The sequence below is a fragment of the Aeromicrobium sp. Root236 genome, from assembly GCF_001428805.1.
GTDB lineage: Bacteria > Actinomycetota > Actinomycetes > Propionibacteriales > Nocardioidaceae > Aeromicrobium.
Genome location: NZ_LMIS01000001.1, coordinates 2,492,537 through 2,514,602, shown reverse-complemented (window position 1 = coordinate 2,514,602; position 22,066 = coordinate 2,492,537). Strand labels below are relative to the sequence as shown.

Annotated in this window: 21 protein-coding genes and 1 tRNA gene; 9 read left to right on the top strand and 13 right to left on the bottom strand. The window is 69.1% G+C overall.

What is annotated here, in order from left to right; translation table 11 throughout:
• Window positions 1–4: 4 nt before the first annotated feature.
• The 5 genes from ASE12_RS12650 to ASE12_RS12630 form a co-directional block, all read right to left on the bottom strand.
• Window positions 5–1,351, bottom strand: a complete 1,347-nt coding sequence (locus tag ASE12_RS12650) for a hypothetical protein (protein WP_056401086.1) — start codon at window positions 1,349–1,351, stop codon at window positions 5–7.
• Complete coding sequence (locus ASE12_RS12645; RefSeq protein ID WP_162255487.1) at window positions 1,348–1,884, bottom strand: RNA polymerase sigma factor; 537 nt, start codon at window positions 1,882–1,884, stop codon at window positions 1,348–1,350. The genes ASE12_RS12650 and ASE12_RS12645 overlap by 4 nt, the downstream gene beginning before the upstream one ends.
• A 130-nt stretch (window positions 1,885–2,014) precedes the next feature.
• Window positions 2,015–2,101, bottom strand: a tRNA-Ser gene (locus ASE12_RS12640).
• A 45-nt stretch (window positions 2,102–2,146) separates the two neighbouring features.
• A complete protein-coding gene (locus tag ASE12_RS12635) occupies window positions 2,147–2,953 on the bottom strand; it encodes a serine hydrolase (RefSeq protein ID WP_056401080.1) in 807 nt (268 codons plus the stop codon).
• Between the two features lie 3 nt (window positions 2,954–2,956).
• Window positions 2,957–4,279, bottom strand: coding sequence for a M20/M25/M40 family metallo-hydrolase (locus ASE12_RS12630; RefSeq protein ID WP_056401077.1), 1,323 nt, complete (start codon window positions 4,277–4,279; stop codon window positions 2,957–2,959).
• Between the two features lie 226 nt (window positions 4,280–4,505).
• Here ASE12_RS12630 and ASE12_RS12625 point away from each other — a divergent pair, with 226 nt between their 5' ends.
• The 8 genes from ASE12_RS12625 to ASE12_RS12590 are packed head-to-tail and all read left to right on the top strand — an operon-like array spanning window position 4,506 to window position 13,162.
• Window positions 4,506–6,317, top strand: coding sequence for an ABC transporter substrate-binding protein (locus tag ASE12_RS12625; protein WP_056401074.1), 1,812 nt, complete (start codon window positions 4,506–4,508; stop codon window positions 6,315–6,317).
• Between the two features lie 3 nt (window positions 6,318–6,320).
• A complete protein-coding gene (locus tag ASE12_RS12620; RefSeq protein WP_056401070.1) occupies window positions 6,321–7,340 on the top strand; it encodes an ABC transporter permease in 1,020 nt (339 codons plus the stop codon).
• Window positions 7,337–8,230, top strand: a complete 894-nt coding sequence (locus ASE12_RS12615; protein WP_056401066.1) for an ABC transporter permease — start codon at window positions 7,337–7,339, stop codon at window positions 8,228–8,230. Before ASE12_RS12620 ends, ASE12_RS12615 begins: the two co-directional genes overlap by 4 nt.
• On the top strand, window positions 8,230–9,855 hold the full coding sequence (locus ASE12_RS12610) for an ABC transporter ATP-binding protein (RefSeq protein ID WP_056401063.1): 1,626 nt from the start codon (window positions 8,230–8,232) through the stop codon (window positions 9,853–9,855). Before ASE12_RS12615 ends, ASE12_RS12610 begins: the two co-directional genes overlap by 1 nt.
• On the top strand, window positions 9,852–10,802 hold the full coding sequence (locus ASE12_RS12605) for an LD-carboxypeptidase (RefSeq protein ID WP_056401059.1): 951 nt from the start codon (window positions 9,852–9,854) through the stop codon (window positions 10,800–10,802). The genes ASE12_RS12610 and ASE12_RS12605 overlap by 4 nt, the downstream gene beginning before the upstream one ends.
• Window positions 10,799–11,452, top strand: coding sequence for a MurR/RpiR family transcriptional regulator (locus ASE12_RS12600; RefSeq protein WP_056401056.1), 654 nt, complete (start codon window positions 10,799–10,801; stop codon window positions 11,450–11,452). Before ASE12_RS12605 ends, ASE12_RS12600 begins: the two co-directional genes overlap by 4 nt.
• Window positions 11,445–12,512, top strand: coding sequence for a dipeptidase (locus ASE12_RS12595; RefSeq protein WP_235508901.1), 1,068 nt, complete (start codon window positions 11,445–11,447; stop codon window positions 12,510–12,512). The genes ASE12_RS12600 and ASE12_RS12595 overlap by 8 nt, the downstream gene beginning before the upstream one ends.
• On the top strand, window positions 12,509–13,162 hold the full coding sequence (locus tag ASE12_RS12590) for a bifunctional 2-polyprenyl-6-hydroxyphenol methylase/3-demethylubiquinol 3-O-methyltransferase UbiG (RefSeq protein WP_056401051.1): 654 nt from the start codon (window positions 12,509–12,511) through the stop codon (window positions 13,160–13,162). The genes ASE12_RS12595 and ASE12_RS12590 overlap by 4 nt, the downstream gene beginning before the upstream one ends.
• On the opposite strand, the gene ASE12_RS12585 is transcribed toward ASE12_RS12590, so the two are convergent.
• The 5 genes from ASE12_RS12585 to ASE12_RS12565 form a co-directional block, all read right to left on the bottom strand.
• Window positions 13,163–13,762 carry an FMN reductase gene (locus tag ASE12_RS12585; protein WP_056401047.1) on the bottom strand — a complete coding sequence of 200 codons (600 nt, stop codon included), beginning with the start codon at window positions 13,760–13,762 and terminating at the stop codon, window positions 13,163–13,165.
• A complete protein-coding gene (locus ASE12_RS12580; protein WP_056404819.1) occupies window positions 13,759–14,886 on the bottom strand; it encodes an LLM class flavin-dependent oxidoreductase in 1,128 nt (375 codons plus the stop codon). Before ASE12_RS12580 ends, ASE12_RS12585 begins: the two co-directional genes overlap by 4 nt.
• A 74-nt stretch (window positions 14,887–14,960) precedes the next feature.
• Window positions 14,961–16,001, bottom strand: a complete 1,041-nt coding sequence (locus ASE12_RS12575) for a GNAT family N-acetyltransferase (protein WP_056401044.1) — start codon at window positions 15,999–16,001, stop codon at window positions 14,961–14,963.
• Window positions 16,002–16,067: 66 nt separating this feature from the next.
• Entirely contained in the window at window positions 16,068–16,523 is a 456-nt protein-coding gene (tadA, locus tag ASE12_RS12570) for a tRNA adenosine(34) deaminase TadA (RefSeq protein WP_255355465.1), read from the bottom strand.
• A complete protein-coding gene (locus ASE12_RS12565; protein WP_056401040.1) occupies window positions 16,520–16,987 on the bottom strand; it encodes a tRNA adenosine deaminase-associated protein in 468 nt (155 codons plus the stop codon). The genes tadA and ASE12_RS12565 overlap by 4 nt, the downstream gene beginning before the upstream one ends.
• Window positions 16,988–17,060: 73 nt before the next feature.
• Between ASE12_RS12565 and upp the strand changes: the two genes are divergently transcribed.
• Window positions 17,061–17,702, top strand: coding sequence for a uracil phosphoribosyltransferase (gene upp, locus ASE12_RS12560; protein ID WP_056401037.1), 642 nt, complete (start codon window positions 17,061–17,063; stop codon window positions 17,700–17,702).
• A 286-nt stretch (window positions 17,703–17,988) separates the two neighbouring features.
• Here the strand turns inward: upp and pntB are convergent, their stop codons facing one another.
• The 3 genes from pntB to ASE12_RS12545 form a co-directional block, all read right to left on the bottom strand.
• The gene (gene pntB, locus ASE12_RS12555) at window positions 17,989–19,374 is read right to left on the bottom strand and encodes a Re/Si-specific NAD(P)(+) transhydrogenase subunit beta (protein ID WP_056401034.1); all 1,386 of its coding nucleotides are present in this window, start codon (window positions 19,372–19,374) and stop codon (window positions 17,989–17,991) included.
• A 6-nt stretch (window positions 19,375–19,380) separates the two neighbouring features.
• Complete coding sequence (locus tag ASE12_RS12550; RefSeq protein WP_056401031.1) at window positions 19,381–20,958, bottom strand: Re/Si-specific NAD(P)(+) transhydrogenase subunit alpha; 1,578 nt, start codon at window positions 20,956–20,958, stop codon at window positions 19,381–19,383.
• Between the two features lie 177 nt (window positions 20,959–21,135).
• Window positions 21,136–22,041: a 1,4-dihydroxy-2-naphthoyl-CoA synthase gene (locus ASE12_RS12545; RefSeq protein ID WP_056401028.1), complete on the bottom strand. Its 906-nt coding sequence runs from the start codon at window positions 22,039–22,041 to the stop codon at window positions 21,136–21,138.
• Window positions 22,042–22,066: the final 25 nt, after the last annotated feature.

The following is a 22,066-nucleotide window of genomic DNA, read 5'->3' as shown; positions in this document are numbered from 1 at the left end:
CCCGTCAGCTCTCGGGGATCTGGACGATGCGCTGCGGGCCCCGCCCCTTGCTCGCGAAGGAGCTGATGAGCGCCTCGGAGCGATCGGGACTCAGGGCGATGAACGACGTGTTGTCCGGGAAGACCTTGACCTCCTTGGTCTCGAGGTCGACCAGGAACTCGCGCTCGTGGCCGTTTTCCGTCGTCACCGCGATGCCGGTCCATGGACCGAGAGCGATGACATCGTGCGGGACCGGGAAGTCGGCCGACCCCACGTTGAACGGCGCGAACCTCGTGGTGCGGCCCGACGCCTCCTTGATGGTGAGGATCGCAGGTTCGGCAGGAACGCCGTCGTTCAAGTCACCGCCGATGCACCACGTCTCCCAGGCAGGGGTGAGTTCCGCCCCGCAGAACCGCGGGTCGCCGGCGTGGGAGCTGACGGGAACTGGCGTCGTCTCCCCGGTGCGCAGGTCGTACGTGAAGTACCTCCGATCCCCCTCGTTGGCCTTCGGGTCTCTGAGGTGGAAGGTCAGCGTGTCGCCGGAGATGCGTACCGCCTCGCCGCCCTCCGCGATCAAGCTGGGAGGCCTGGACCCGTCGACCGGGACCGCGTAGACACCTCGTCCCTTCTTCGCTGGGTTGGCGAACGTGCTGAAGTACGCCATGTCGCCCGCGAGGGCGAGGTCGTCGCCGTAGATGATCTCTCCGTTCGGGTCGTCGAACGCGTCGAGGGTGGTGACCCCACCCGTTCGCCGGTCGTACGAGTAGATCGCGAAACCGGTCGTGCTGGGGCTCACGCCGACCAGCTCGGCCCAGACGACGGTCTCCCCGTCACCGGACGCATTGAGAATCTGCGTGGGTTCCGGACGGTCGCGGTCGTCGAGAACGGTGAAGGTCTTGGTGTCGAGCTCGTACAGCACAGGGTGCGACGGCATGAGGGGTTTCGCGTTGGGCGCGGACTCGTCCTGAACCTGCGTCGCCGATCCGACCAGGGCCTTGCTCCCAGCGAACCCGGAGAACAAGACGTCGTCGCCGTTGTACGTCTTGGGGAGGTCCGCGGCGACGTCGAGCGTGTCGCCCAGCTTCAGCTTCGTGGCCTTCGACGGGTCGATCTTCTGGATCTTGTCCTGGATCGGCTTGGCGGGACGCACGTCATCGGATGGGAGAGCGTGCCTGGCCACCGCGACACCGCCGATGAACACCGCGACGGCGGCGGCGATCAGCGTGGCGCTCACCAGGCGTCGCCGTACGGGACGGTCTGCGGTGGCGCCGCCCGTCCGATCCTCGAGGATCGCGCGGACGGTCTCGGCCTCCCAGTAGGGGTCGAGGTCGGGCAGCTCGGGGCGTAGCGCGTCAACGATGTGCCTGTTCACGGCTTCTCCTCTGGATCGGTGTCGGCAGCCTGGGCGACCTCGGCAGCGTCGATCGCTGCCCGTGCCCTGCTGATGCGTTTGCGGAGGGCGGCCGGCTTGATGCCGAGCAACGTCGCGGCTTCCTCCGCAGTCAGGCCGTCCCAAGCGGTCAGCAGCAAGGCCTCGCGCTCCTTCTCCCCGAGAGCGGCCAATCGGCTGAGCGCCTCCAGGCGTGCTGCGAAGTCGATGTTCGCCGCGCTGTTGGCGCTGACTGCCGTGAGCAGCCGGACCCGGTCCTCCAGGCGCCGGCCGCGCTGCAACGTGCGTACGTGATTGCTCACGACGTGGCGCGCCACCCCCAGCAACCACGCGAAGGGCGGATCGGTGATGTCGTCCCACCGGCGCCACGCGATCGTGAAGGTCTCGGCAGCGACATCATGGGCTTCCGAGGCGCCAACATGGCGGGCCGCGTAGTTGAACACGCGCGGCATCTCGGTCCGCCACACCCGCTCGAACGCCAGCTCTCGGTGCCGCACGTCTAGAAAGTTGCTCACAGCAGTTAAGTGTCCAGCACCCGTACCGGTGTGACATTTCCGAGACAGCGCGTCTGTGAACGTGCGCTCCAGACAGTGGAAAACCCCCGACCCTGCTGCAGCGACAGCAAAATCGGGGGTCTTCATCGTGCGGTGGCGGTGGGATTTGAACCCACGGTGGGTTTGAGCCCACACATCATTTCGAGTGATGCACCTTCGGCCGCTCGGACACGCCACCGCGGACGAGGTTACCGGAAGCCGTGACGCCAGCCGAATCCGGCCCTCAGGCGCCGATGTGCGTACGGATGGTGGCGCCGATCGCTGCCATCTCGGCGAGGACGCGGTCGCGCGGGTCGGCGGCGGCGTCGTCAGGCCAGCTCGCCAGCACCGCGTACGCAACGAACGCCGCAGGGCCGGAGACGACACCGACATCACCGCGGACCGTGCTGATCGTGCCGGTCTTGTTGACGAGCGTGACGCCGCGATCGGGTTCGGCGTGCGCGAGAGGATCGAGGCCGAACGCAGCGGCGACCATCGAGAGGTCGGCGTTCGCTGCGACCCACCGGAGCACGCGCGAGCTCACCGACGCAGAGACGATGTCGCCACGGCGGAGACGAGCCATGAGGTCGGAGAGCTCCTCGGCGTTGCCGGCCGACAGCGTCCACGGATCCTCCGGCGAACGATCGTCCCGGACCCGGTCGAGCAGCGCCGAACGTACGAAGCCCAGCGACTCCGAAGTCGCACCCACGGCGGAGACTCCGATGCGACGCACCAGGACGTTCGTTGCGAGGTTGTCGCTGAACCCGCCGACGAGCCAGCAGAGGTCGTCGATCGTGAACGCGTCGCGGCTCATCAGGTGCCAGAGGCCGGAGTCGGCGACGAGGTCCTCGTTGGTACGCGCGACCTCCTCGGCGAGGTCGAGCTCACCGGCAGCAGCGGCACGGGCGATCTCGATCAGCAGGAACAGCTTGCCGATGCTGGCGGTACGCAGGACGCGATCAGCAGACACCGCAGCCAACACTCGCGACGAGACCACATCGCGTACGCACACCGACCACTCGACGTCGTCGGACAGCGGTGGCAGGCGCACGCGTCACACCGTAGCGAGGAAGTGCGCCAGGATCTCCAGGCCACCGCGCAGCGACGACACCGGCACCCTCTCATCGACCCCGTGTATGCCCGAGCGTCGACGGCCTTCGGGATCGGCCGTCGCCGGCGCGAAGCCGTAGCAGGCGATGCCGAGCAGGCTGAACGCCTTGGCGTCCGTGCCCCCGCCGAGGCAGCCGGGGATGACGACCGCGGACGGGTCGACGTGCTGGATCGAGGCGACCATCGCGTCGAACCAGGCCCCGTCGATAGGCGCCTGCACCGACGGCTCCCGCACCGAGTGCTCGAACGTGACCCCGTCGCCGATGAGGCCCGGCAGCGCGGCAAGCAGCTCGTCCTCGAACCCGGGCGGGCAGCGTACGTCAACCTCCGCCTCAGCAAGGCCCGGCACGACGTTGACCTTGTAGCCCGCGCGCACGACCGTCGGCGTCGTCGAAGCACGCACCGTGAAGAGCGCGACGTCGGCGGCGTCGCCCAGCGAGGCGATCGTGCGCAGCACGCCGTCGTCGTCATCGAGGTCCGCCGGGAGGCCCAGGGCGGCAGCCGTCTGCTCGAGCTGTGCGCGCACCAGCGGCGACATGTGCAGCGGCCAATCGTGGTGGCCGATGCGGTGCAGGGCGTCGACGAGCGCGAGCACGGCGCTGCCCTCCGCCGGCCGCGAGGCATGCCCTGAGCTGCCGGTCGCCGTGAGCTTGAGGTGCAGCGTGCCGCGCTCACCGGCCGCGATCCGGGCGAGCCGCACCGGACCGTCGACGCCGGCGTAGGACTCGACGACGCCACCGGACTCACCAATGCCGACCGCCACGCCGGCGAACAGGTCGGGGTGCGCGTCGACGAGCCACTGCGCGCCGTACGCCCCGTCGGTCTCCTCGTCGGCGACGAACGCGACCACGACGTCGCGCCGCGGCCGGGCGCCGGAGGCGGCCCAGTCGAGCAGCACCGCCAGGGTCATCGCCGCCATGTCCTTCATGTCCATCGCGCCGCGACCGGTGACGTAGCCGTCCACGAGATCGCCGCCGAACGGGTCGAAGCTCCACTGCTCGGGCTCAGCCGGTACGACGTCGAGGTGCGCGTGCACCAGCAGCCCCTCGAGCGACGGGTCCGTGCCCGGCACGCGTACGACCACATTGGCGCGCTCCGGTGCGTCGTCGCGCGCCAGCATGACCGGCTCGAGGCCGGCGAGCTTGAGCTGGTCGTGGATCCAGACCGCCGCCGCGAGCTCGCCCTCGGCGTCGCCCGGCGCACGGTTGGTGGTGTCGAACCTCAGCAGGGTCTGCAGCAGGGAGACGACATCGGGGCGCTCGGCCACGGCTGACTCCTCCCCCACGCGATGTCCGCAGATTTGCGGAACACATCAGGCAGCCTACTGTGCACCACGGTGACCAGATCGGTCCAGTTTTTCGATCATTCACGCTCAGCGTGTGAAAGTTGTGTTACGTATCCTGCGAAAATCATTGACATCGACCCAGCCCTGCTGAACAGTGCGAAGGGTGCCGGGACGACTCGGCACCCAGGCACTCCAGGATCGGGGACCCATGATCACCACGTCTCGCCCACGCCTCCTCCGGACACTCACGGGGGTCGCGGTGGCCGCACTCCTCACCCTCGCCGGACTCGCCGTGACGACACCGGCGCACGCCGCTGACGACTCGAAGCCCATCAAGGTCGCGATGTTCAACGACATCGACACGTTCAACCCGTTCACCGCGGTCCTGCTGCAGAGCACCGGCATCAACCGCTACCAGTACGAGGCGCTCGTCGGCTACGGCCGCAACAGCGAGCCCGACGCCGGCGTCGCCGACAAGTGGGAGACCAGCGAGGACGGCATCACCTGGACGTTCCACATCCCCAAGGACCGCAAGTGGTCCGACGGCAAGGCGATCACCGCCGACGACGTCGTCTACACCTACACCTCGATCATGAAGACCTCGGCGCTGCAGGCGGCCAACGGCGGCCTGGTCACCAACATCGCCGACGTCAAGGCCACCGACCCGCAGACCGTCGTCATGACGCTCAAGTCCGCGCAGGCGCCCAACCCCGGCCAGGAGATCCCGATCGTCCCCAAGCACGTCTGGGAGAGGCAGGACGCCGCCAAGTTCGCCGCCGACAAGGACGTCGTCGGCTCGGGACCGTTCACGATCACGTCCTACAAGACCGGTCAGTCCGTGCAGCTCAAGGCCAACCCCAACTTCTGGCGCGGCGAGCCCAAGGTCTCCGGCGTCACGTACGTGGCCTACAAGAACTCCGACGCCGCGGTGCAGGGACTCAAGTCCGGTGAGGTCGACATCGCCGACGGCCTGACGCCGGCTCAGTACGACTCGCTCAAGGGCGCCAAGAACATCGCGCGGCACGCCGGCATCGGTCGCCGCTACCAGGCGCTCGCGATCAACCCCGGCGCGATCGACATCGACGGCAAGCCCATGGGCGACGGCAACCCGGCACTCAAGGACCCCAAGCTCCGCAAGGCGATCTTCATGGCGGTCGACAAGAAGACGCTGCTCGACCGCGTCCTCCAGGGACTCGGCGACCTCGGCCAGACCGAGGTGCCCAAGTCGTACGAGAACTTCTTCGGCTTCGCCGACGGCTACCAGGAGGTCCCCTTCGACCTCGACGGCGCCAACAAGCTGCTCGACGAGGCCGGCTACAAGAAGGGCTCCAACGGCATCCGCGAGGACAAGGACGGCAAGCCGCTGAAGTTCCGCCTCATGGGCCGCAACACGGAGCCGGCGCACGCCCAGATGGCCGACTTCCTGACGAGCTGGTTCAAGGAGATCGGCATCGGCCTCGACGTCTCGATGGTCACGCCCGACAAGGTCAACGAGGACTCGACGCTCGGCAAGTACGACCTGTACTTCACCGGCTGGAGCCTCGGCCCCGACCCCGACAACCAGCTGGCGATGAACACCTGCGCGTCGCGGCCCAACGCCGACGGCTCGGGCAACACGAGCGAGAACAACTGGTGCTCGCCGGAGTTCGACGCGGCCTTCAAGGCGCAGCACGCCGAGCTCGACGAGGGCAAGCGCCAGGAGCTGGTCAAGAAGGCGTTCAGCATCCTCTACGACGCGTACGTCAGCGACCCGATCTGGTACATCAAGCCGCTCGAGGCCTACCGCAGCGACCACTTCACCGGCTTCGGCCTGCAGCCCGAGAAGGGCGGCGTGATCCTCAACCAGAACGGCTACTGGGGTCTCTACGGGGCCAAGCCCGCCGGCTCCGACAGCGCGTCGGACGACGACGGTGGGCTGCCCGGCTGGGTCATCCCGGTGGGTGCCATCGTGGTGATCGCGGCGGCCGGAGGCGCCATCGTGGCCTCGCGCCGACGCAGCACGGCCCAAGACAGGGAGTGAGACATGACCGTCATCGAGACGGTCCCCGCGGACAGCGAGGACACGAGGGGGTCCTCGCTGCCGCGGTACCTCGCACTCAAGGCCGGCGGTGCGCTCATCAGCCTCGCGCTGGTCGTGGTGCTCGGGTTCTTCATGTTCCGGATCATCCCCGGCGACCCGGCGATCAACATGACCCGCGGCCGCCAGGTCAGTCCCGGCGAGGTCGAGCGGCTCCGCCAGGAGATGGGCCTCGACCAGCCGCTGCTCGTGCAGTTCTGGCGCTTCGTCCGCGACCTGTTCACGGGTGACCTCGGCACCTCGTACGTCTATCGGCGCCCCGTCACCGACCTGATCGGCGACTACATCGGCCCGACGCTGCTGCTCACCGGCACCGCGGCGATCATCTCGGTCGCCCTCGGCCTGTGGCTCGGCCAGAAGGCGGCGTGGCGGCGCGGCAGCTGGTTCGACAAGATCCACACCGGCGTCGCGTTGGTGTTCTGGTCGGTGCCGACGTTCTGGCTCGGCCTCCTGCTGCTGCTCGTCTTCGGCGGCGGTCTCGGCTGGTTCCCCACCGGCGGCATGAGCACGGCCGCGTCGACCGACACCGGCATGGCGCACGTGCTCGACGTGGCCCACCACCTCGTGCTGCCGGTCGTCACGATGGTCGCGGTGATCTATGCGCAGTACCTCATGGTCATGCGCGCCTCGGTGCTCGAGGAGATGTCGGCCGACTACCTCACCACGGCTCGCGCCAAGGGCCTGCGCGAGGACCTCGTACGTACGCGGCACGCCGTGCCCAACGCGCTGCTGCCGACCGTGACCCTGATCTTCCTGACCCTCGGCCTGCTGATCGCCGGCACCGTGACGGTGGAGACGGTGTTCTCCTGGCCGGGCCTCGGCTACCTGATGTACAAGGGGCTCAGCGCGCCGGACTTCCCGCTGGTGCAGGGGTGCTTCGTGGTGTTCTCCGCCGCAGTGATCGTCATGAACTTCATCGCGGACCTGCTCTACCGCGTCCTCGACCCACGATTGAAGTCCTCATGACGACGTCGGGACGGGCGGCGATCCTGGCCCGCCGCCGTGCACGGTTCACCGAGGTCGTACGCGAGATCGGCTCGCACCCGTCGGCGGTGATCGGCGCCGTGCTGCTGCTCCTGATCATCGTGCTCGCGTTGCTGGCTCCGGTGCTCATGCCGATGGACCGCCTCGACGTCACCAAGGTGACCGCGCGGGGCAACGAGTCGCCCAGCGGCGGGCACTGGCTCGGCACCGACCCGTCCGGTCGCGACGTCCTGGGGCTGCTGCTCTGGGGGTCGCGGGCATCTCTGCTCGTGGGCTTCTCGGCCACGGCGATGGCCATGATCATCGGCACGACGCTCGGCATGGCAGCAGGCCACTTCACCGGCGTGATCCGCGCCGTGGTGCTGCGGATCATCGACTTCTTCCTCGTCGTCCCGAGCCTCGTGCTGGCGATCGTGCTGTCGGCCGTGCTGTCCCGCGGCCTGTCGACGATCATCATCGCGATCGGCGTGACGTGCTGGGCCCACACGGCCCGAGTCGTACGCGCACAGACGCTGACGATCGAGACCCGGCCCTACATCGAGCGGGCTCGCGCGCTCGGCGCCGGCGACGTGCACATCATCGGCAAGCACGTGTTCCCGTCGGTGTTGCCGCTCGTCATGGCCAACACCACGCTGGTGGTCGGGCAGGCGATCATCCTCGAGTCGACGCTGGCGTTCCTCGGTCTCGGCGATCCCACGACGTTCTCGTGGGGCTCGATGCTCAAGACCGCGCTCGACACGGGTGCGGCGACCGCCGGCTACTGGTGGTTCGTCCTCGCCCCCGGCATTGCGATCGTCATCGTCGTGCTGTGCTTCACCCTCGTGGGTCGCGGCCTCGAGGCCGTCCTCAACCCGACGCTGAGGTCCCGCTGATGACCGAGGAGACACCGACGCTCGTCTGGGACGACGTCCGCATCACGTACGCCGGCGGCAACGTCGCGGTCGACGGCGTCAGCCTCGAGGTCGAGCGCGGCGGCACCGTGGGTCTTGCCGGCGAGTCCGGCTGCGGCAAGTCGACGCTCGCCATGTCGGTCCTGCGCCTGCTCCCGCGGACCGCCCGCATCGAGGGACGCATCGTGCTGCAGGGTGAGGACGTCTCCGACATGACCTGGGGCCGGCTGCGCGCCGTGCGATGGACCGAGGCCGCGATCGTCTTCCAGGGCGCGATGCACTCGCTCAACCCCGTCCGGCAGGTACGCCATCAGGTCGCCGAGGCGCTCGCACTGCACAGCACCAAGGAGTTCCCCGACTCGGCGGCGCGGCTGCGCCGGGTCGACGAGCTGCTGGCACTGGTCGACCTGACCCCCGCGAAGGGCCGCGCCTATCCGCACGAGCTCTCCGGCGGTCAACGGCAGCGCGTCATGATCGCCATGGCGCTGGCCTGCGACCCCGAGCTGATCATCGCCGACGAGCCGACCACGGCGCTCGACGTCGTCGTGCAGGCGCAGGTGCTCGACGTGCTCAACGGGCTCGTCCGCGATCGCGAGCTGACGCTCGTGATGATCAGCCACGACCTCGCGGTGCTCGCCGCGGTGTGCGACCGGATCGTGGTGATGCGGAACGGCCGCATCGTCGAGCAGGGCAACGCGCAGCAGATCCTCACCGCCCCGACGCACGAGCACACCAAGGAGCTGGCTGCCGCGTTCCCGATCATCGGCGACCCCTCGTCCCGCCTCGTCGTGGGCTCGCAAGCCGTGCACGCCGAAGGGGCTGCTCCGGTCACCGCGGAGCACGCGGTCCTCGAGGTCCGCGACCTCGTGGTCGACTTCCGGTCACGCGGCCAGCACGTACGCGCGGTGGACCACGTCGACCTGACCTGCGGCTCCGGCGAGATCGTCGCCCTCGTCGGCCAGTCCGGCTCGGGCAAGACGACCCTCGCACGGACGATCCTCGGGCTGCAGAAGCCGACCAGCGGCCACGTGCTCCACGAGGGCAAGCCGCTGCCGCACCGGCGCGCGGCCCTCAAGGCGTACCGGCGCCAGGTCCAGTACGTCCTGCAGGACCCGACCGCGTCGCTCAACCCCAAGCACACCGTCTACGAAGCGGTGGCCGAGGGCATCCGCATCCACGGGCTCGACGACGAGCGTGAACGGGTCATCCGCGCGCTGACCCGGGCCGAGCTGACGCCGCCCGAGCGGTTCTTCGCGGCGATCCCGCAGGAGCTGTCCGGCGGCCAGCGCCAGCGCGTCGTCATCGCCGGCGCACTCGCGCTCGACCCGACCTACCTCGTCGCCGACGAGCCGGTTGCGAGCCTCGACGCCTCCGTGCGCGGCGAGATCCTCGCGCTGCTGCTGCAGCTGCGGCGCGACCTCGGGCTCGGCGCCCTCGTCATCACGCACGACCTCGGGCTGGCCTGGAACATCGCCGACCGCGTTGTCGTGATGCATCAGGGCCGCATCGTCGAGAATGGACCGGTGGAACAGGTCCTGCTCGACCCTCAGCACGACTACACCAAGTCGCTGCTCGTCGTGGTGCCGTCCAAGCTGGGCCTGCGATGAGGATCCGGCCCGGCGACCGAGTCGCGCTCGTCGCGCCCGCCGGCCCGATCCCGCCCCACCTGCTGACGACCGCGCTCGAGCTCGTCGAGTCGTGGGGGCTGCACCCGGTCACGTATCCGAGCGCCACCGCGGCTCACGCTCGCGCCAGCTACCTCTCCGGCGACGACCGCGTACGCGCTGACGACGTGCAGCAGGCGTGGTGCGACCCGGACATCGCCGGGGTCTTCTGCATCCGCGGCGGCTACGGTGCCGTGCGAGTGCTCGACCTGCTCGATCGCGAGGCCATGACCGCCGCCGAGCCGAAGCCGCTCTACGGCAGCTCCGACATCACGGCGCTGCACGAGTGGATCCGCGAGCAGCTGGGCGTGCCGACGTGGTTCACCCCGATGCTGAGCACGGACGTCATGGTCAACGACGAGGTCGCCCGCGAGGCCCTGCGCACCGCCGTGCTCGAGCCCGAGTCGGTCAGCGCCTGGACGTCGGCGAGCGCGGTCACGCTGGTCGAGGGCCACGCCGAGGGGCGGCTCATCGGCGGCAACCTCTCGCTGCTGTCGATGACGACCGGCGCGCGCGGCCGTCCGCCGCTCGACAACACCGGCTGCATCGCCCTCCTCGAGGACTTCACCGAGTCGACCTACCGGATCGACGGCTACCTCCACACCCTGCTCCGGTCGGGCTGGTTCGACGGCGTCACCGGCGTCGCGCTCGGCAGCTGGGCGAAGTGCTCGCCGGTCGAGGAGATTCACGCCCTGTGCCTCGAGGTCCTCGGCCCGCTGGGCATCCCCATGGTCGGCGAGCTCGGCTTCGGCCACGGTCCCGGCGCGCACAGCATCCCGCTCGGCGTACGCGGTGCGCTGCTCGCCGGAGATTCCCCGTCGTTGCAGCTGAGCGCCACCGAGGACCCGCACTCCCCGTCCCTCACCTCGTCAGGAAGGCTGAGCTCATGACCACACGTCCGGACACGAGCCGAGCGCCGCGATCCGCCACGATTCTCAAGTCGCGGCTGATCGACGCGCACCGCCAGGAGTTCGAAGCCGGCCTCGAGTGGGCGCTCAACGACCCCATGGTCGAGGCGGCCGCGGCCCGCATCACCGGGGCGCGACGACGGTTCGTGCTCGGCGCAGCGACGTCCTTCACGTACGCCTCGCTGCTGGCGGCCAAGCTCAGCAACTCGCTCGCCCAGGTCACCCTCGTCGACGGCACGATCGTCCGGCCGCTCGACATCCTGTCGGACGTACGCGCGAGCGACGTCATGATCGTGCTGTCGCTGCGGCGGTTCCGGGGCTACACGATCGACACCGCGCTGCCATTCGTCGACGCCGGCGGATCGCTCGTGCTGATCACCGACTCCGAGACCAACCCGCTCGCCGCGCGTGCCACCGAGGTGATCGTCATCGGTCCTGACGACACCGCCGGCTACGCCCACGTCGACGAGGACCTGAGCATGCACCCCGAGACCCCCGAGGTCTCGCCCGCCGTCGTCGCGATGGTCATCGACCTCCTGGCGACGCTGTCGACCGCCAGCGCGAAGGGTGCCAACCGCCGGTTCGCCGAACGCCAGCGCCTCGCGTCAGAGCTCGGGCTCTACCGTGACTGACCGCTCCTCCGTGCTCGTCGGGCAACCCGCCGCGATCGAGGCGCTCAGCCTCGCGCCCCTCGTCGACGGGCACAACGACCTCGCCTGGGAGGCCCGTGACCAGCGCGCGTACTCCGTCGAGGAGCTCGACACCGACCTGACCGGCGTCTACCAGACCGACCTGCCTCGGCTGCGGCGCGGCGGGGTCGGCGCACAGTTCTGGTCGGTCTACGCGCCGTGCGAGCAGCAGGGCGCGGACGCCGTCACGTACACGCTGGAGCAGATCGACTTCGTGCACCGCCTGATCGCCCGCTACCCCCACGAGCTCGCGTACGCCTGGAGCGGCGACGATGTACGCCGGGCGTGGCGGTCCGGGCGCATCGCGTCGCTGCTCGGCGCCGAGGGCGGGCACAGCATCGACGGTTCGCTCGCCGTGCTGCGCGACTTCGCCCGGCTCGGCGTGCGCTACATGACCCTGACCCACAACGACAACACCCCCTGGGCCGACTCGGCCACCGACGAAGCGGTGCACGGCGGGCTGACCGACTTCGGTCGTGAGGTCGTTGCGGAGATGAACCGGCTCGGCATGCTGGTCGACCTGTCACACGTCGCGGCGACGACCATGCATGACGCCCTCGACGCGACCACGTCGCCGGTGATCTTCAGCCACTCCTCGTGCCAGGCGGTCACCGACCATCCGCGCAACGTGCCGGACGACGTCCTCGAGCGGCTGGCCGGCAACGGCGGCGTCGTCATGGTGGCGTACGTGCCCTACTTCGTGAACCAGGACTCGGCCGACTGGTCGTTCGGTGACCGCTCGACACCGGCGCCGCGCACGACCGTCGACGATGTCGTCGCCCACGTCGAGCACGCCCGCGAGGTGGCCGGCGTCGACCACATCGGGCTGGGCAGCGACTACGACGGCGTCGCGACGTTCCCCGAGGGCATGGGCGACGTCACCGGGCATGCGCTGCTGATCGACCGGCTCGCCGAGCGCGGCTGGTCGAGCGTCGACCTCGCCAAGCTCATGGGTGACAACATCCTGCGCGTCCTCGACGCCACCGCCGAAGGAACACGATGAGCACCGGCGATCCCGACGCCCGCACCCGAGAGCTCGCGTCGGCGGGCGAGCCCACGGCGTGGTTCGAGGAGCTGTACGCGGAGGCCGCCGACGGGCTGGCCACCGTGCCGTGGGACCGCGAGGCGCCGTCGCAGCTCGTCCAGGAGTGGATCACCGCTCGTCCCGGCGACGGCGAGGGCCGGTCAGCGGTCGTCGTGGGGTGTGGCTACGGCCGGGACGCCGAGCTGATCGCGCGGCACGGCTATCGCACCACGGGCTTCGACATCTCGCCGACGGCGATCGGTGAGGCCCGGCAGCGACATGCCGGATCGCCGGTCGACTATCGCGTCGCCGACCTGTTGGCCCTGCCCGACGAGTGGAGCGGAGCGTTCGACCTCGTCGTCGAGAGCATGAACGTGCAGGCCCTGCCCATCGACCTCCGCCCTGCGGCGATCTCCGGCGTACGCAGTCTCGTCGCGCCCGGCGGCACGCTGTTCGTCATGGCGGCGGCACGCGACGACGGCGAGGAGACCGACGGGCCGCCGTGGCCGTTGGATCGCGCCGAGGTCGAGTCGTTCGGCACGGACCTGGTCGTACGTTCGCTCGAGCGCATCGTCGACGCCAACGATCCGGCCATCAGCCGGTGGGCGGCCGAATTCAGCCGCGACTGATCAGCGGGGCTGGGAGATCGACAGGAACGTGTCGCTGAACAGGTCAATGTCGTCCGACGGACCGCGACCGGTGCCGGCGCCCTTGAGCAGGCTCACCAGCTCTCCGGCGGCCCGGTCGATGCGCTGACCCAGCGCGTTCGTGCCATCCGTGCCCCAGTCGTACGGCGAGGCGAACACGCCCGTCGGCACGATCAGGGCCTGCAGGTAGGCGAACAGCGGCCGCAGCGCGTGGTCGATCGCCAGCGAGTGGCGGGCGGTGCCGCCGGTCGCGGCGAGCAGGACGGGCTTGCCGATCAGGGCGTCGGCCTCGAGCACGTCGACGAACGACTTGAACAGCCCGGGATAGGACGCCTTGAAGATCGGCGTGACCGCGATCAGGCCGTCGGCCGCGACGACCTTGTCGATCGCGTCCTGCAGGCGCGGCGGCGCAAACCCGGTGAGCGTCGCGTCGGTGATCTCGTGCGCGAGCTCACGCAGGGACACGACCTCCACCGACACGTCGCCGGACTGCCGCTGCACGGACTCGGCCAGCCGGTCGGCGAGCATGCGCGTCGTCGACGGGTCGCTCAGTCCGGCTGAGATGGCCACGATCCTGGTCATGCGTTCACCTCTTCAGTGGTGGCTTCGACAGGCTCAACCAGCGAACCGGTCGCCGCATTCCGGGCCGCGACGCGAGCCGCGTGCGTCGGGGCGTCCGGTACGTTCGCCGGCCGGCGCGCGTCGAACTCGGCGCGCAGGGTCGGCAGCACCTCACCCAGCAGGTCGAGCTGCTCGAGGACGATCTTGATCGGCAGGCCGGCGTGGTCGACGAGGAACAGCTGACGCTGGTAGTCGCCGAAGTAGTCCGCGAACGTCAGGGTCTTCTCGACGAACTCCTGCGGGCTGCCCACCGTCAGCGGCGTCTGCGCCGTGAAGTCCTCGAGCGACGGGCCGTGGCCGTACACCGGGGCGTTGTCGAAGTAGGGGCGGAACTCGCGTACGGCGTCCTGGCTGTTCTTGCGGATGAAGAACTGGCCGCCGAGCCCGACGATCGCCTGCTCCGGCTCGCCGTGGCCGTAGTGCTGGTAGCGCTGCCGGTAGAAGTTGATCAGCCGGATGTAGTGCTCCTTGGGCCAGAAGATGTTGTTGGCGAAGTAGCCGTCGCCGTAGAACGCGGCGAGCTCGGCCACCTCGGGCGTACGGATGCTGCCGTGCCACACGAACGGCGGCACCCCGTCGAGGGGCCGCGGCGTCGCGGTGAAGCCCTGCAGCGGCGTGCGGAACTGGCCCTCCCAGTCGACGACCTCCTCGTCCCAGAGGCGACGCAGCAGCTGATAGTGCTCGATCGTCAGCTCGACCGCCTTGCTTCCGTCATAGCCGAACCACGGGTAGACCGGTGCGGTGTTGCCGCGGCCGAGCATCAGGTCCATGCGGCCGTCGGCCAGGTGCTGGAGCGTCGCGTAGTCCTCGGCGAGCTTGACCGGGTCGTTCGTGGTGATCAGGGTCGTCGAGGTCGAGAGGATGAGCTTCTCGGTCTGCGCCGCGATGTAGGCGAGCGTCGTGGTCGGTGAGGACGGCACGAACGGCGGGTTGTGGTGCTCGCCGGTCGCGAACACGTCCAGGCCGATCTCCTCGGCCTTCTTGGCGATCGTGATCGTGTTCTTGATGCGCTCGTGCTCGGTCTGGGTCGTCTGGTTCACCGGGTCGGGAGTGACGTCACCGACCGTGAAGAGTCCGAACTGCATGCTGGTCATCTGCTTCTCCTTCGCCAAGACCATCCCATGGCCTTGTTGAATGTTCAACTAGATTAGCACAGCCGCTATTCCCCTGGGCTCCTTGAGCTTGTCGAAAGGACCCGCTTCTGCCAGCCACCCTCGTAGCCGATCGCCCGGAACCCCATCGCCTCGTTGACGTCGAGCATGGGCCGGTTCTCCTCGGCGTTCCACGTGACGATCGCCTCGCGCTCGGGCGCGTGCTCGAGCAACAGGTCGGCCGCCGCGATCTTGACCAGCATGCCGAGGCGGTGGCCACGGTGGTCGCGCAGCACCAACGTGTCCTCCTGCGTGGCGATCGGCTTGCCCTCGGACAGGATCAGCTCCGAGAACGCGACCAACGACCCCGACGGTACGTGCTCGGCCGCCGAGGTCAGCATCGTCCTTCCGCTCTCGGCGATCCTGGCGTCGTGGTCGCGTACGCGGTCGACATCCCACTCGTCGACCGTCATCACGAGCCCGGCCGACGGGGCGTCGGTGCTCATGCGCGTACGCAGCTCGGCGAGGTCACCGGTCCAGCGCTCCGGCGTGGGCCCGACCCAGGAGATGACCCGGTAGTCGTCACCCGCAGCCTCGGCAGCCGCCTCACCCAGCGGGCGCATGCGCTCGGCGAGGCCGGCCGTGTCGAGCAGGCTGATGCGGCTGATCTGCTCGAGCGCATAGCCGCGGGAGAGCAGGAACCGTACGCCGTCGTCGTCAGCCGGCACGTCACCGAAACCTGTCGCCGAGGCCACCCGCGCACCGCCGGCGGTGGCGACGTGAGGCACGTTGACCTTGAGCACCGGCGCTCCCGCCTCAAGCGCGGCCCGCTCGACCACCTCGTACAACGCCGATCCGATGCCCTTGCGGCGATGCTCCGGCAGGATGTCGGCCATCAGGTGCGACCCCGTCTCCGGCTGGGTGGGGCGCAGCGTGACGATCCCGTGGCCGATGATCGCGCCGTCCTGCCAGACCGCGAAGTGCCGCCGGGTGCGGTGCGGGTTGTCGCGGTACTCCGACCAGATGTCGGCCAGCGACATGTCGAACAGATCGGTGCCCATCGTGTGGGACTCGACCGCGTTGCGCACGGTGACGTACTCCTCGAACACCTCCCAACCCGTGCCCTCGATCGTCTCCGGGATCTGGATCTCCTCGATCGTGAAGCTGATTGCTGCTCATCCCTTCCGATGACTCGCGAAGAACTGCTGGAGCATCGCCGTGGACTGCTCGGCGAGCACCCCGCTGACGACCTGCGGGCGATGGTTGAGGCGGCGATCGCGTACGACGTCCCAGAGCGAGCCCACCGCTCCGGCCTTGTCGTCGAACGCGCCGAACACCAGTCTTTCAAGACGAGCCGACACGATCGCACCCGCACACATCGTGCACGGCTCGAGCGTCACGACCAAGGTGCATCCTTCGAGCCGCCACTCCCCACGGGCGGCGGCGGCCTCGCGGATCGCCACGATCTCGGCATGGCCCGTCGGGTCGCCGTCACGCTCGCGCGTGTTGCGGCCCCGTCCGATGATCGCGCCGGCCGGATCCAGGACGATCGCGCCGACGGGGACGTCATCGTCGGCGAGTGCCGACTCGGCCAGGATCAGCGCCTGCGCCATCTCGTGTTCGTACGTCACCCGATGACGGCCTCGAACGCATCGCCGAACCCGAGCCGGTCGGCGACGTCACGCAGGATGTCCTCGGGATAGAGGTCGTCGTCGTCGCACAGCACGCCCAGGTCGAGGGCCGGCATGCCGAGGTCGCTCAGGAGCTCGAGGTCACCGCCGGCCTGCGGCTCGTCGTCGTCATCCGGGTTGGGCAGGTCGAGCAGGTCGGCCACGCCGACTGCGAGCGGCCAGTCCGTCACCGCCGTGATGTCAGACAGCATCGCCCGCACCTGGGTGCCTGATCGGCGCAGGATGACGAAGAAGTCGTCGTCCATCGACACGAGCCCCAGCACCCCCACGTCCGACGGGAATCGCGCCAGCGCGAGGCTGAGCTCCTCGACGTCCTCGCCGAGGCTCCGCTTGAGCTCGACGACCTGCCACTCGCCCTCGTCGCGGTAGGCGGCAACGGCGAAGTCGACATCGTCTTCGGCCATGCGCGCACCTCCTGTCGGACGGGCTCCACTGCGATGGTGACAGACGTCCCGTGGGCACCGCTAGTCTGCTGACATGCAGGTACACGTCGCCGACCACCCGTTGATCTCGCACAAGCTGACGGTGCTCCGCGACGAGAGGACCGACTCCCCGACGTTCCGGCGCCTCGCCGACGAGCTCGTGACGCTGCTCGCGTACGAGGCGACGCGCGACGTGAGGGTCGAGACGGTCGACGTCGTGACGCCCGTCGCGCCGGCCAAGGGCGTACGCCTTTCGGACCCGCCGCCGCTCGTCGTGCCGATCCTCCGGGCCGGGCTGGGCATGCTCGAGGGCATGCAGCGCCTGCTGCCGACGGCCGAGGTCGGCTTCCTCGGCATGGTGCGGAACGAAGAGACGCTCGAGGCCGTCACGTACGCCGAACGGCTCCCCGACGACCTCACGGGCCGCCAGTGCTACGTCCTCGACCCGATGCTCGCGACCGGCGGTACGCTCGCCGCCGCGATCGACTTCCTGGTCAAGCGCGGGGCGGACCACATCACGGCGATCACCCTGCTGGCGGCGCCGGAGGGCATCGCACGGCTGGAGTCAGAGCTCTCGGCGATCAACGTCCCGGTGACGCTCGTGACCGCCGGCCTCGACGAGAAGCTCAACGACCTCGGCTACATCGTGCCGGGCCTGGGCGACGCCGGCGACCGCCTGTACGGCGTCGTGGGCTGAGCGCGCTCAGCTGGGGTCCCCCACGAGCTCTGCGAGTAAGGCGCGCGAACGTCCTTTCGACAAGCTCAAGGACCGGCGCTCACGCCCAGCTGTTCGTGGGCTGAGTCAGCGGTAGATGCCGAAGTAGTAGATCGCGATGATGACGAGCGCCAGGACCACGAAGATGATGGCCTTGCTGCCCGTCGACTCCTTGTCGTCCGGCCGGTCGTACTCAGGCTTGTCCATCGGTCCTCCAAAGGATCGTTCGACATCAACAACGAATGGCGCCTGAAGGCGTCACGCCGGCTCAGAGCTCGCGGAGGATGTCCTCGACCCGCTCCTTGGCGTCGCCGAACAGCATCTGGGCGTTGTCGCGGAAGAACAGCGGGTTCTGCACACCGGCATAGCCCGCGGCCATCGACCGCTTGAACACCACGACGTTGTCGGCCTCCCACACGCGCAGCACCGGCATGCCGGCGATGGGGCTGCCCGGGTCCTCGGTCGCGGCCGGGTTGACCGTGTCGTTGGCGCCGATCACCAGCACGACCGACGTGCCGTCGAAGTCGTCGTTGATCTCGTCCATCTCGAGCGCGATGTCGTACGGCACCTTGGCCTCGGCCAGCAGCACGTTCATGTGGCCGGGCAGGCGGCCGGCGACCGGGTGGATGCCGAAGCGCACGTCGATGTCGCGTTCGCGGAGCTTCTTGACCAGGTCGGCGACCGGGTACTGGGCCTGCGCCACGGCCATGCCGTAACCGGGCGTGATGATCACTGACGAGGCGTTCTTGAGCAGCTCGGCGGTGTCGGCAGCGTTGATCTCGCGGTAGTCGCCGTAGTCCGTGTCGTCGGCCGCTGCGGCCTCCATGCCGAAGCCGCCGGCGATGACCGAGATGAACGAGCGGTTCATCGCCTGGCACATGATGTACGACAGGTAGGCACCCGACGAGCCGACCAGCGCACCCGTGACGATCAACGCGTTGTTGTCGAGCAGGAAGCCCGACGCCGCAGCCGCCCATCCCGAGTACGAGTTGAGCATCGACACCACGACCGGCATGTCGCCGCCACCGATCGACGCGACGAGGTGCCAGCCGAGGGCCAGCGCGACGATCGTGACCGCGATGAGGAGCCCGATGTTCGGATCGATGACGAACCAGATCGTCAGCGCCGCGAAGGCGACCAGGGCGCCGATGTTGAGGTAGTTCTTGCCGGGCAGCATCAGCGGGCTCGACTTGATGCGCGCCGACAGCTTGAGGAACGCGACGATCGAGCCGGTGAACGTGACGGCGCCGATGAAGACACCGACGAACACCTCGGCGTTGTGGATGTCCTCCAGCGACCCGGTGAGGTGGCTGTCCTCGAGGTGGCCGTTCCACCCCACGAGCACCGCGGCGAGACCGACGAACGAGTGCAGCAGCGCGATCAGCTCGGGCATGCCGGTCATCTCGACGACGCGGGCGCGCCACAGGCCGATCACCGCGCCGATGGCCACGGCGATCAGCAGCAGGACGATGCCGGTCGCGTCCGACACGTCCGCCACGACGATGAACGTCGCGACGAGCGCGATCGCCATGCCGACGATGCCGTAGAGCACGCCCTGACGGGACGACTCGTGCTTGGACAGTCCGGCGAGGCTGAGGATGAACAGCAACGCCGCGACGAGGTATGCCGCGGTGGCGACGCTTTGCGAAGTCATCCCGGATCAGCCTTTCGAGAACATGCTGAGCATGCGTCGGGTCACGGCGAAGCCACCGAAGACGTTGATGCTGGCGAGCAGGACGGCGACGAAGGCGAGCGTACGGATCGCACCGTCATCGACCGCGATCTGCTGCATCGCGCCGACGACGATGATGCCCGAGATCGCGTTGGTGACCGACATCAGCGGTGTGTGCAGCGCGTGATGCACCTTGCCGATGACGTAGTAGCCGATGACGATCGCCAGGACCAGCACCGTGAAGTGCTCGGGCAGCGGCTCCGGGGCGTACGCGTTGACGAGGAACAGTGCGACCACGCCGATGCCGATGAGCGTCAGCTTGCGAGCGGCCGACATGGGCTGCTTCTCCGGCTTGGGCTCCACGCCGGTTGAGCCTGTCGAAGCCCCGACCGCTGCGGCGGGCGCCGCCGAGACCTGCACCGGCGGTGGTGGCCAGAGCACCTCGCGGTCGCGTACGACCGTGATGGTGCGCTGCACGACGTCGTCGAGGTCGAGGACGAGCTGGCCGTCCTTGCCGGGCGTCAGCAGCTTCATCAGGTTGACCAGGTTGGTGCCGTAGAGCTGTGAGGCCTGCGTCGGCAGCCGGCCGGCCAGGTCGGTGTAACCGATGATCGTCACACCGTTGTCGGTGACGACCGCCTCGCCGGCGACCGAGCCCTCGACGTTGCCGCCGTTGGACGCCGCCATGTCGACGATGACGCTGCCGGCTTTCATGCTCGCCACATCCGCGGCGGTGATCAGCACCGGCGCCGCGCGGCCCGGGATCAAAGCAGTCGTGATGATGATGTCGACGTCGGCGGCCTGCTCGGAGTAGATCTCGGCGGCGCGCCGGTCGTAGTCCTCCGACGTCGCCTTCGCGTAGCCGTCGGTGCTCTGCTCGGTCTCCACGTCGACGGCGAGGTACTCACCGCCGAGCGAGGCGACCTGGTCGGCCACCTCGGCCCGCGGGTCTGTCGCACGTACGATCGCGCCCATGCTGTTGGCGGTGCCGATCGCGGCCAGGCCGGCAACGCCGACACCGGCGACGAGCACCTTGGCCGGGGGGACCTTGCCGGCGGCGGTGATCTGACCGGTGAAGAACCGGCCGAACACGTGTGCCGCCTCGACCACGGCGCGATAGCCCGCGATGTTGGCCATCGAGCTCAGCACATCCATCGACTGGGCGCGCGAAATGCGCGGCACGGCGTCCATCGCGAGCACCGTGATGGGCCGCTGCGCGAGTGCGTCGACGAGGTCGGGGTTGAGCGCGGGGCTGATGAGGCTGATCAGGGTGGCGCCGTCAGCCAGCTTGCCGATCTCGTCGGTCGAGGGCGCGTTGACCTTGAACACGATGCCGCTGCGCCACACGTCCTCGGCGGGCGCGATGACCGCACCGGCCTGCGCGTACGCCTCGTCGGTGAAGCTGGCCTTCTCGCCGGCGCCCGGCTCGACCGCCACGACATATCCGAGGTCGATCAGCTGGCGCACCGTCGCGGGAGTGGCCGCGACGCGGGTCTCGCCCGGACTCGACTCGGCAACGACACCGATCACCGCGGCCGGCGGGCTCTCTTGCTGTCCGTCGCTCATTCGGCGAACGTTATCTGTTCGTAACCCGCTGGGACCACCCCGTGAGACTCGCGTCTCACTCCTCGGGTACGACCTGAGCGCGATCCACGGTCCGACGGCTTCGCGCCGGGTCAGGCCCGCGCTGGATCCGGAAGGCGCCGCCAACGTGCCTGCTTGCGTGCCTCAGGCGTCTGTCGCTCAGTAGTACCAGGGGTAGGGCGTGAAGTCCGGGTCGCGCTTCTCGAGGAACGCGTCGCGGCCCTCCTGCGCCTCGTCCGTCATGTACGCCAGCCGGGTCGTCTCGCCGAGCAGGACCTGCTGGCCGACGAGCCCGTCATCGATGAGGTTGAAGGAGTACTTGAGCATCCGCTGCGCGGTCGGTGACTTGGCGTTGATCTTGCGACCCCAGTCGAGCGCCTCGGCCTCGAGCTCGGCGTGCGGGACGACCTTGTTGACCATGCCCATGCGGTGCGCGTCGGCGGCGGAGTACTCGTCGCCGAGCAGGAAGATCTCGCGGGCGAACTTCTGGCCGACCTGACGAGCGAGATAGGCCGAGCCGTAGCCGCCGTCGAACGAGCCGACGTCGGCATCGGTCTGCTTGAACTTCGCGTGCTCGGCCGAGGCGAGCGTGAGGTCGGCGACGACGTGCAGGCTGTGCCCACCGCCGGCGGCCCAACCCGGGACGACGGCGATGACGATCTTGGGCATGAAACGGATCAGGCGCTGCACCTCGAGGATGTGCAGACGGGCGAGCTTCGCGCGGTCCACCGTCTCGGCGGAGTCACCCTCGGCGTACTGGTAGCCGGCCTTGCCGCGGATGCGCTGGTCGCCGCCGGAGCAGAACGCCCAGCCGCCGTCCTTGGGCGAGGGCCCGTTGCCGGTCAGCAACACGCAGCCGACGTCGGACGACTGGCGCGCGTGCTCGAGCACCGTCAGCAGCTCGTCGACCGTGCCGGGACGGAACGCGTTGCGGACCTCGGGCCGGTCGAACGCGATGCGGACGGTCCCGTGGTCGACGGCGCGGTGGTAGGTGATGTCCTCGAGTTCCTCGAAGCCCGGGACGTCGCGCCAGGCTGAGGGGTCGAAGATCTCGGAGACGGTCATGACGGCGAGGGTATCGCGCAGGCTG

What these genes read in the sequence shown, in the direction of transcription:
- ASE12_RS12625 (WP_056401074.1), top strand. Translation starts at nt 4,506, where the DNA reads ATGATCACCACGTCTCGCCCACGCCTCCTCCGGACACTCACGGGGGTC.
- ASE12_RS12620 (WP_056401070.1), top strand. Translation starts at nt 6,321, where the DNA reads ATGACCGTCATCGAGACGGTCCCCGCGGACAGCGAGGACACGAGGGGG.
- ASE12_RS12615 (WP_056401066.1), top strand. Translation starts at nt 7,337, where the DNA reads ATGACGACGTCGGGACGGGCGGCGATCCTGGCCCGCCGCCGTGCACGG.
- ASE12_RS12610 (WP_056401063.1), top strand. Translation starts at nt 8,230, where the DNA reads ATGACCGAGGAGACACCGACGCTCGTCTGGGACGACGTCCGCATCACG.
- ASE12_RS12605 (WP_056401059.1), top strand. Translation starts at nt 9,852, where the DNA reads ATGAGGATCCGGCCCGGCGACCGAGTCGCGCTCGTCGCGCCCGCCGGC.
- ASE12_RS12600 (WP_056401056.1), top strand. Translation starts at nt 10,799, where the DNA reads ATGACCACACGTCCGGACACGAGCCGAGCGCCGCGATCCGCCACGATT.
- ASE12_RS12590 (WP_056401051.1), top strand. Translation starts at nt 12,509, where the DNA reads ATGAGCACCGGCGATCCCGACGCCCGCACCCGAGAGCTCGCGTCGGCG.
- ASE12_RS12585 (WP_056401047.1), bottom strand. Translation starts at nt 13,762, where the DNA reads ATGACCAGGATCGTGGCCATCTCAGCCGGACTGAGCGACCCGTCGACG.
- ASE12_RS12580 (WP_056404819.1), bottom strand. Translation starts at nt 14,886, where the DNA reads ATGCAGTTCGGACTCTTCACGGTCGGTGACGTCACTCCCGACCCGGTG.
- ASE12_RS12565 (WP_056401040.1), bottom strand. Translation starts at nt 16,987, where the DNA reads ATGGCCGAAGACGATGTCGACTTCGCCGTTGCCGCCTACCGCGACGAG.
- upp (WP_056401037.1), top strand. Translation starts at nt 17,061, where the DNA reads ATGCAGGTACACGTCGCCGACCACCCGTTGATCTCGCACAAGCTGACG.
- pntB (WP_056401034.1), bottom strand. Translation starts at nt 19,374, where the DNA reads ATGACTTCGCAAAGCGTCGCCACCGCGGCATACCTCGTCGCGGCGTTG.
- ASE12_RS12550 (WP_056401031.1), bottom strand. Translation starts at nt 20,958, where the DNA reads ATGAGCGACGGACAGCAAGAGAGCCCGCCGGCCGCGGTGATCGGTGTC.
- ASE12_RS12545 (WP_056401028.1), bottom strand. Translation starts at nt 22,041, where the DNA reads ATGACCGTCTCCGAGATCTTCGACCCCTCAGCCTGGCGCGACGTCCCG.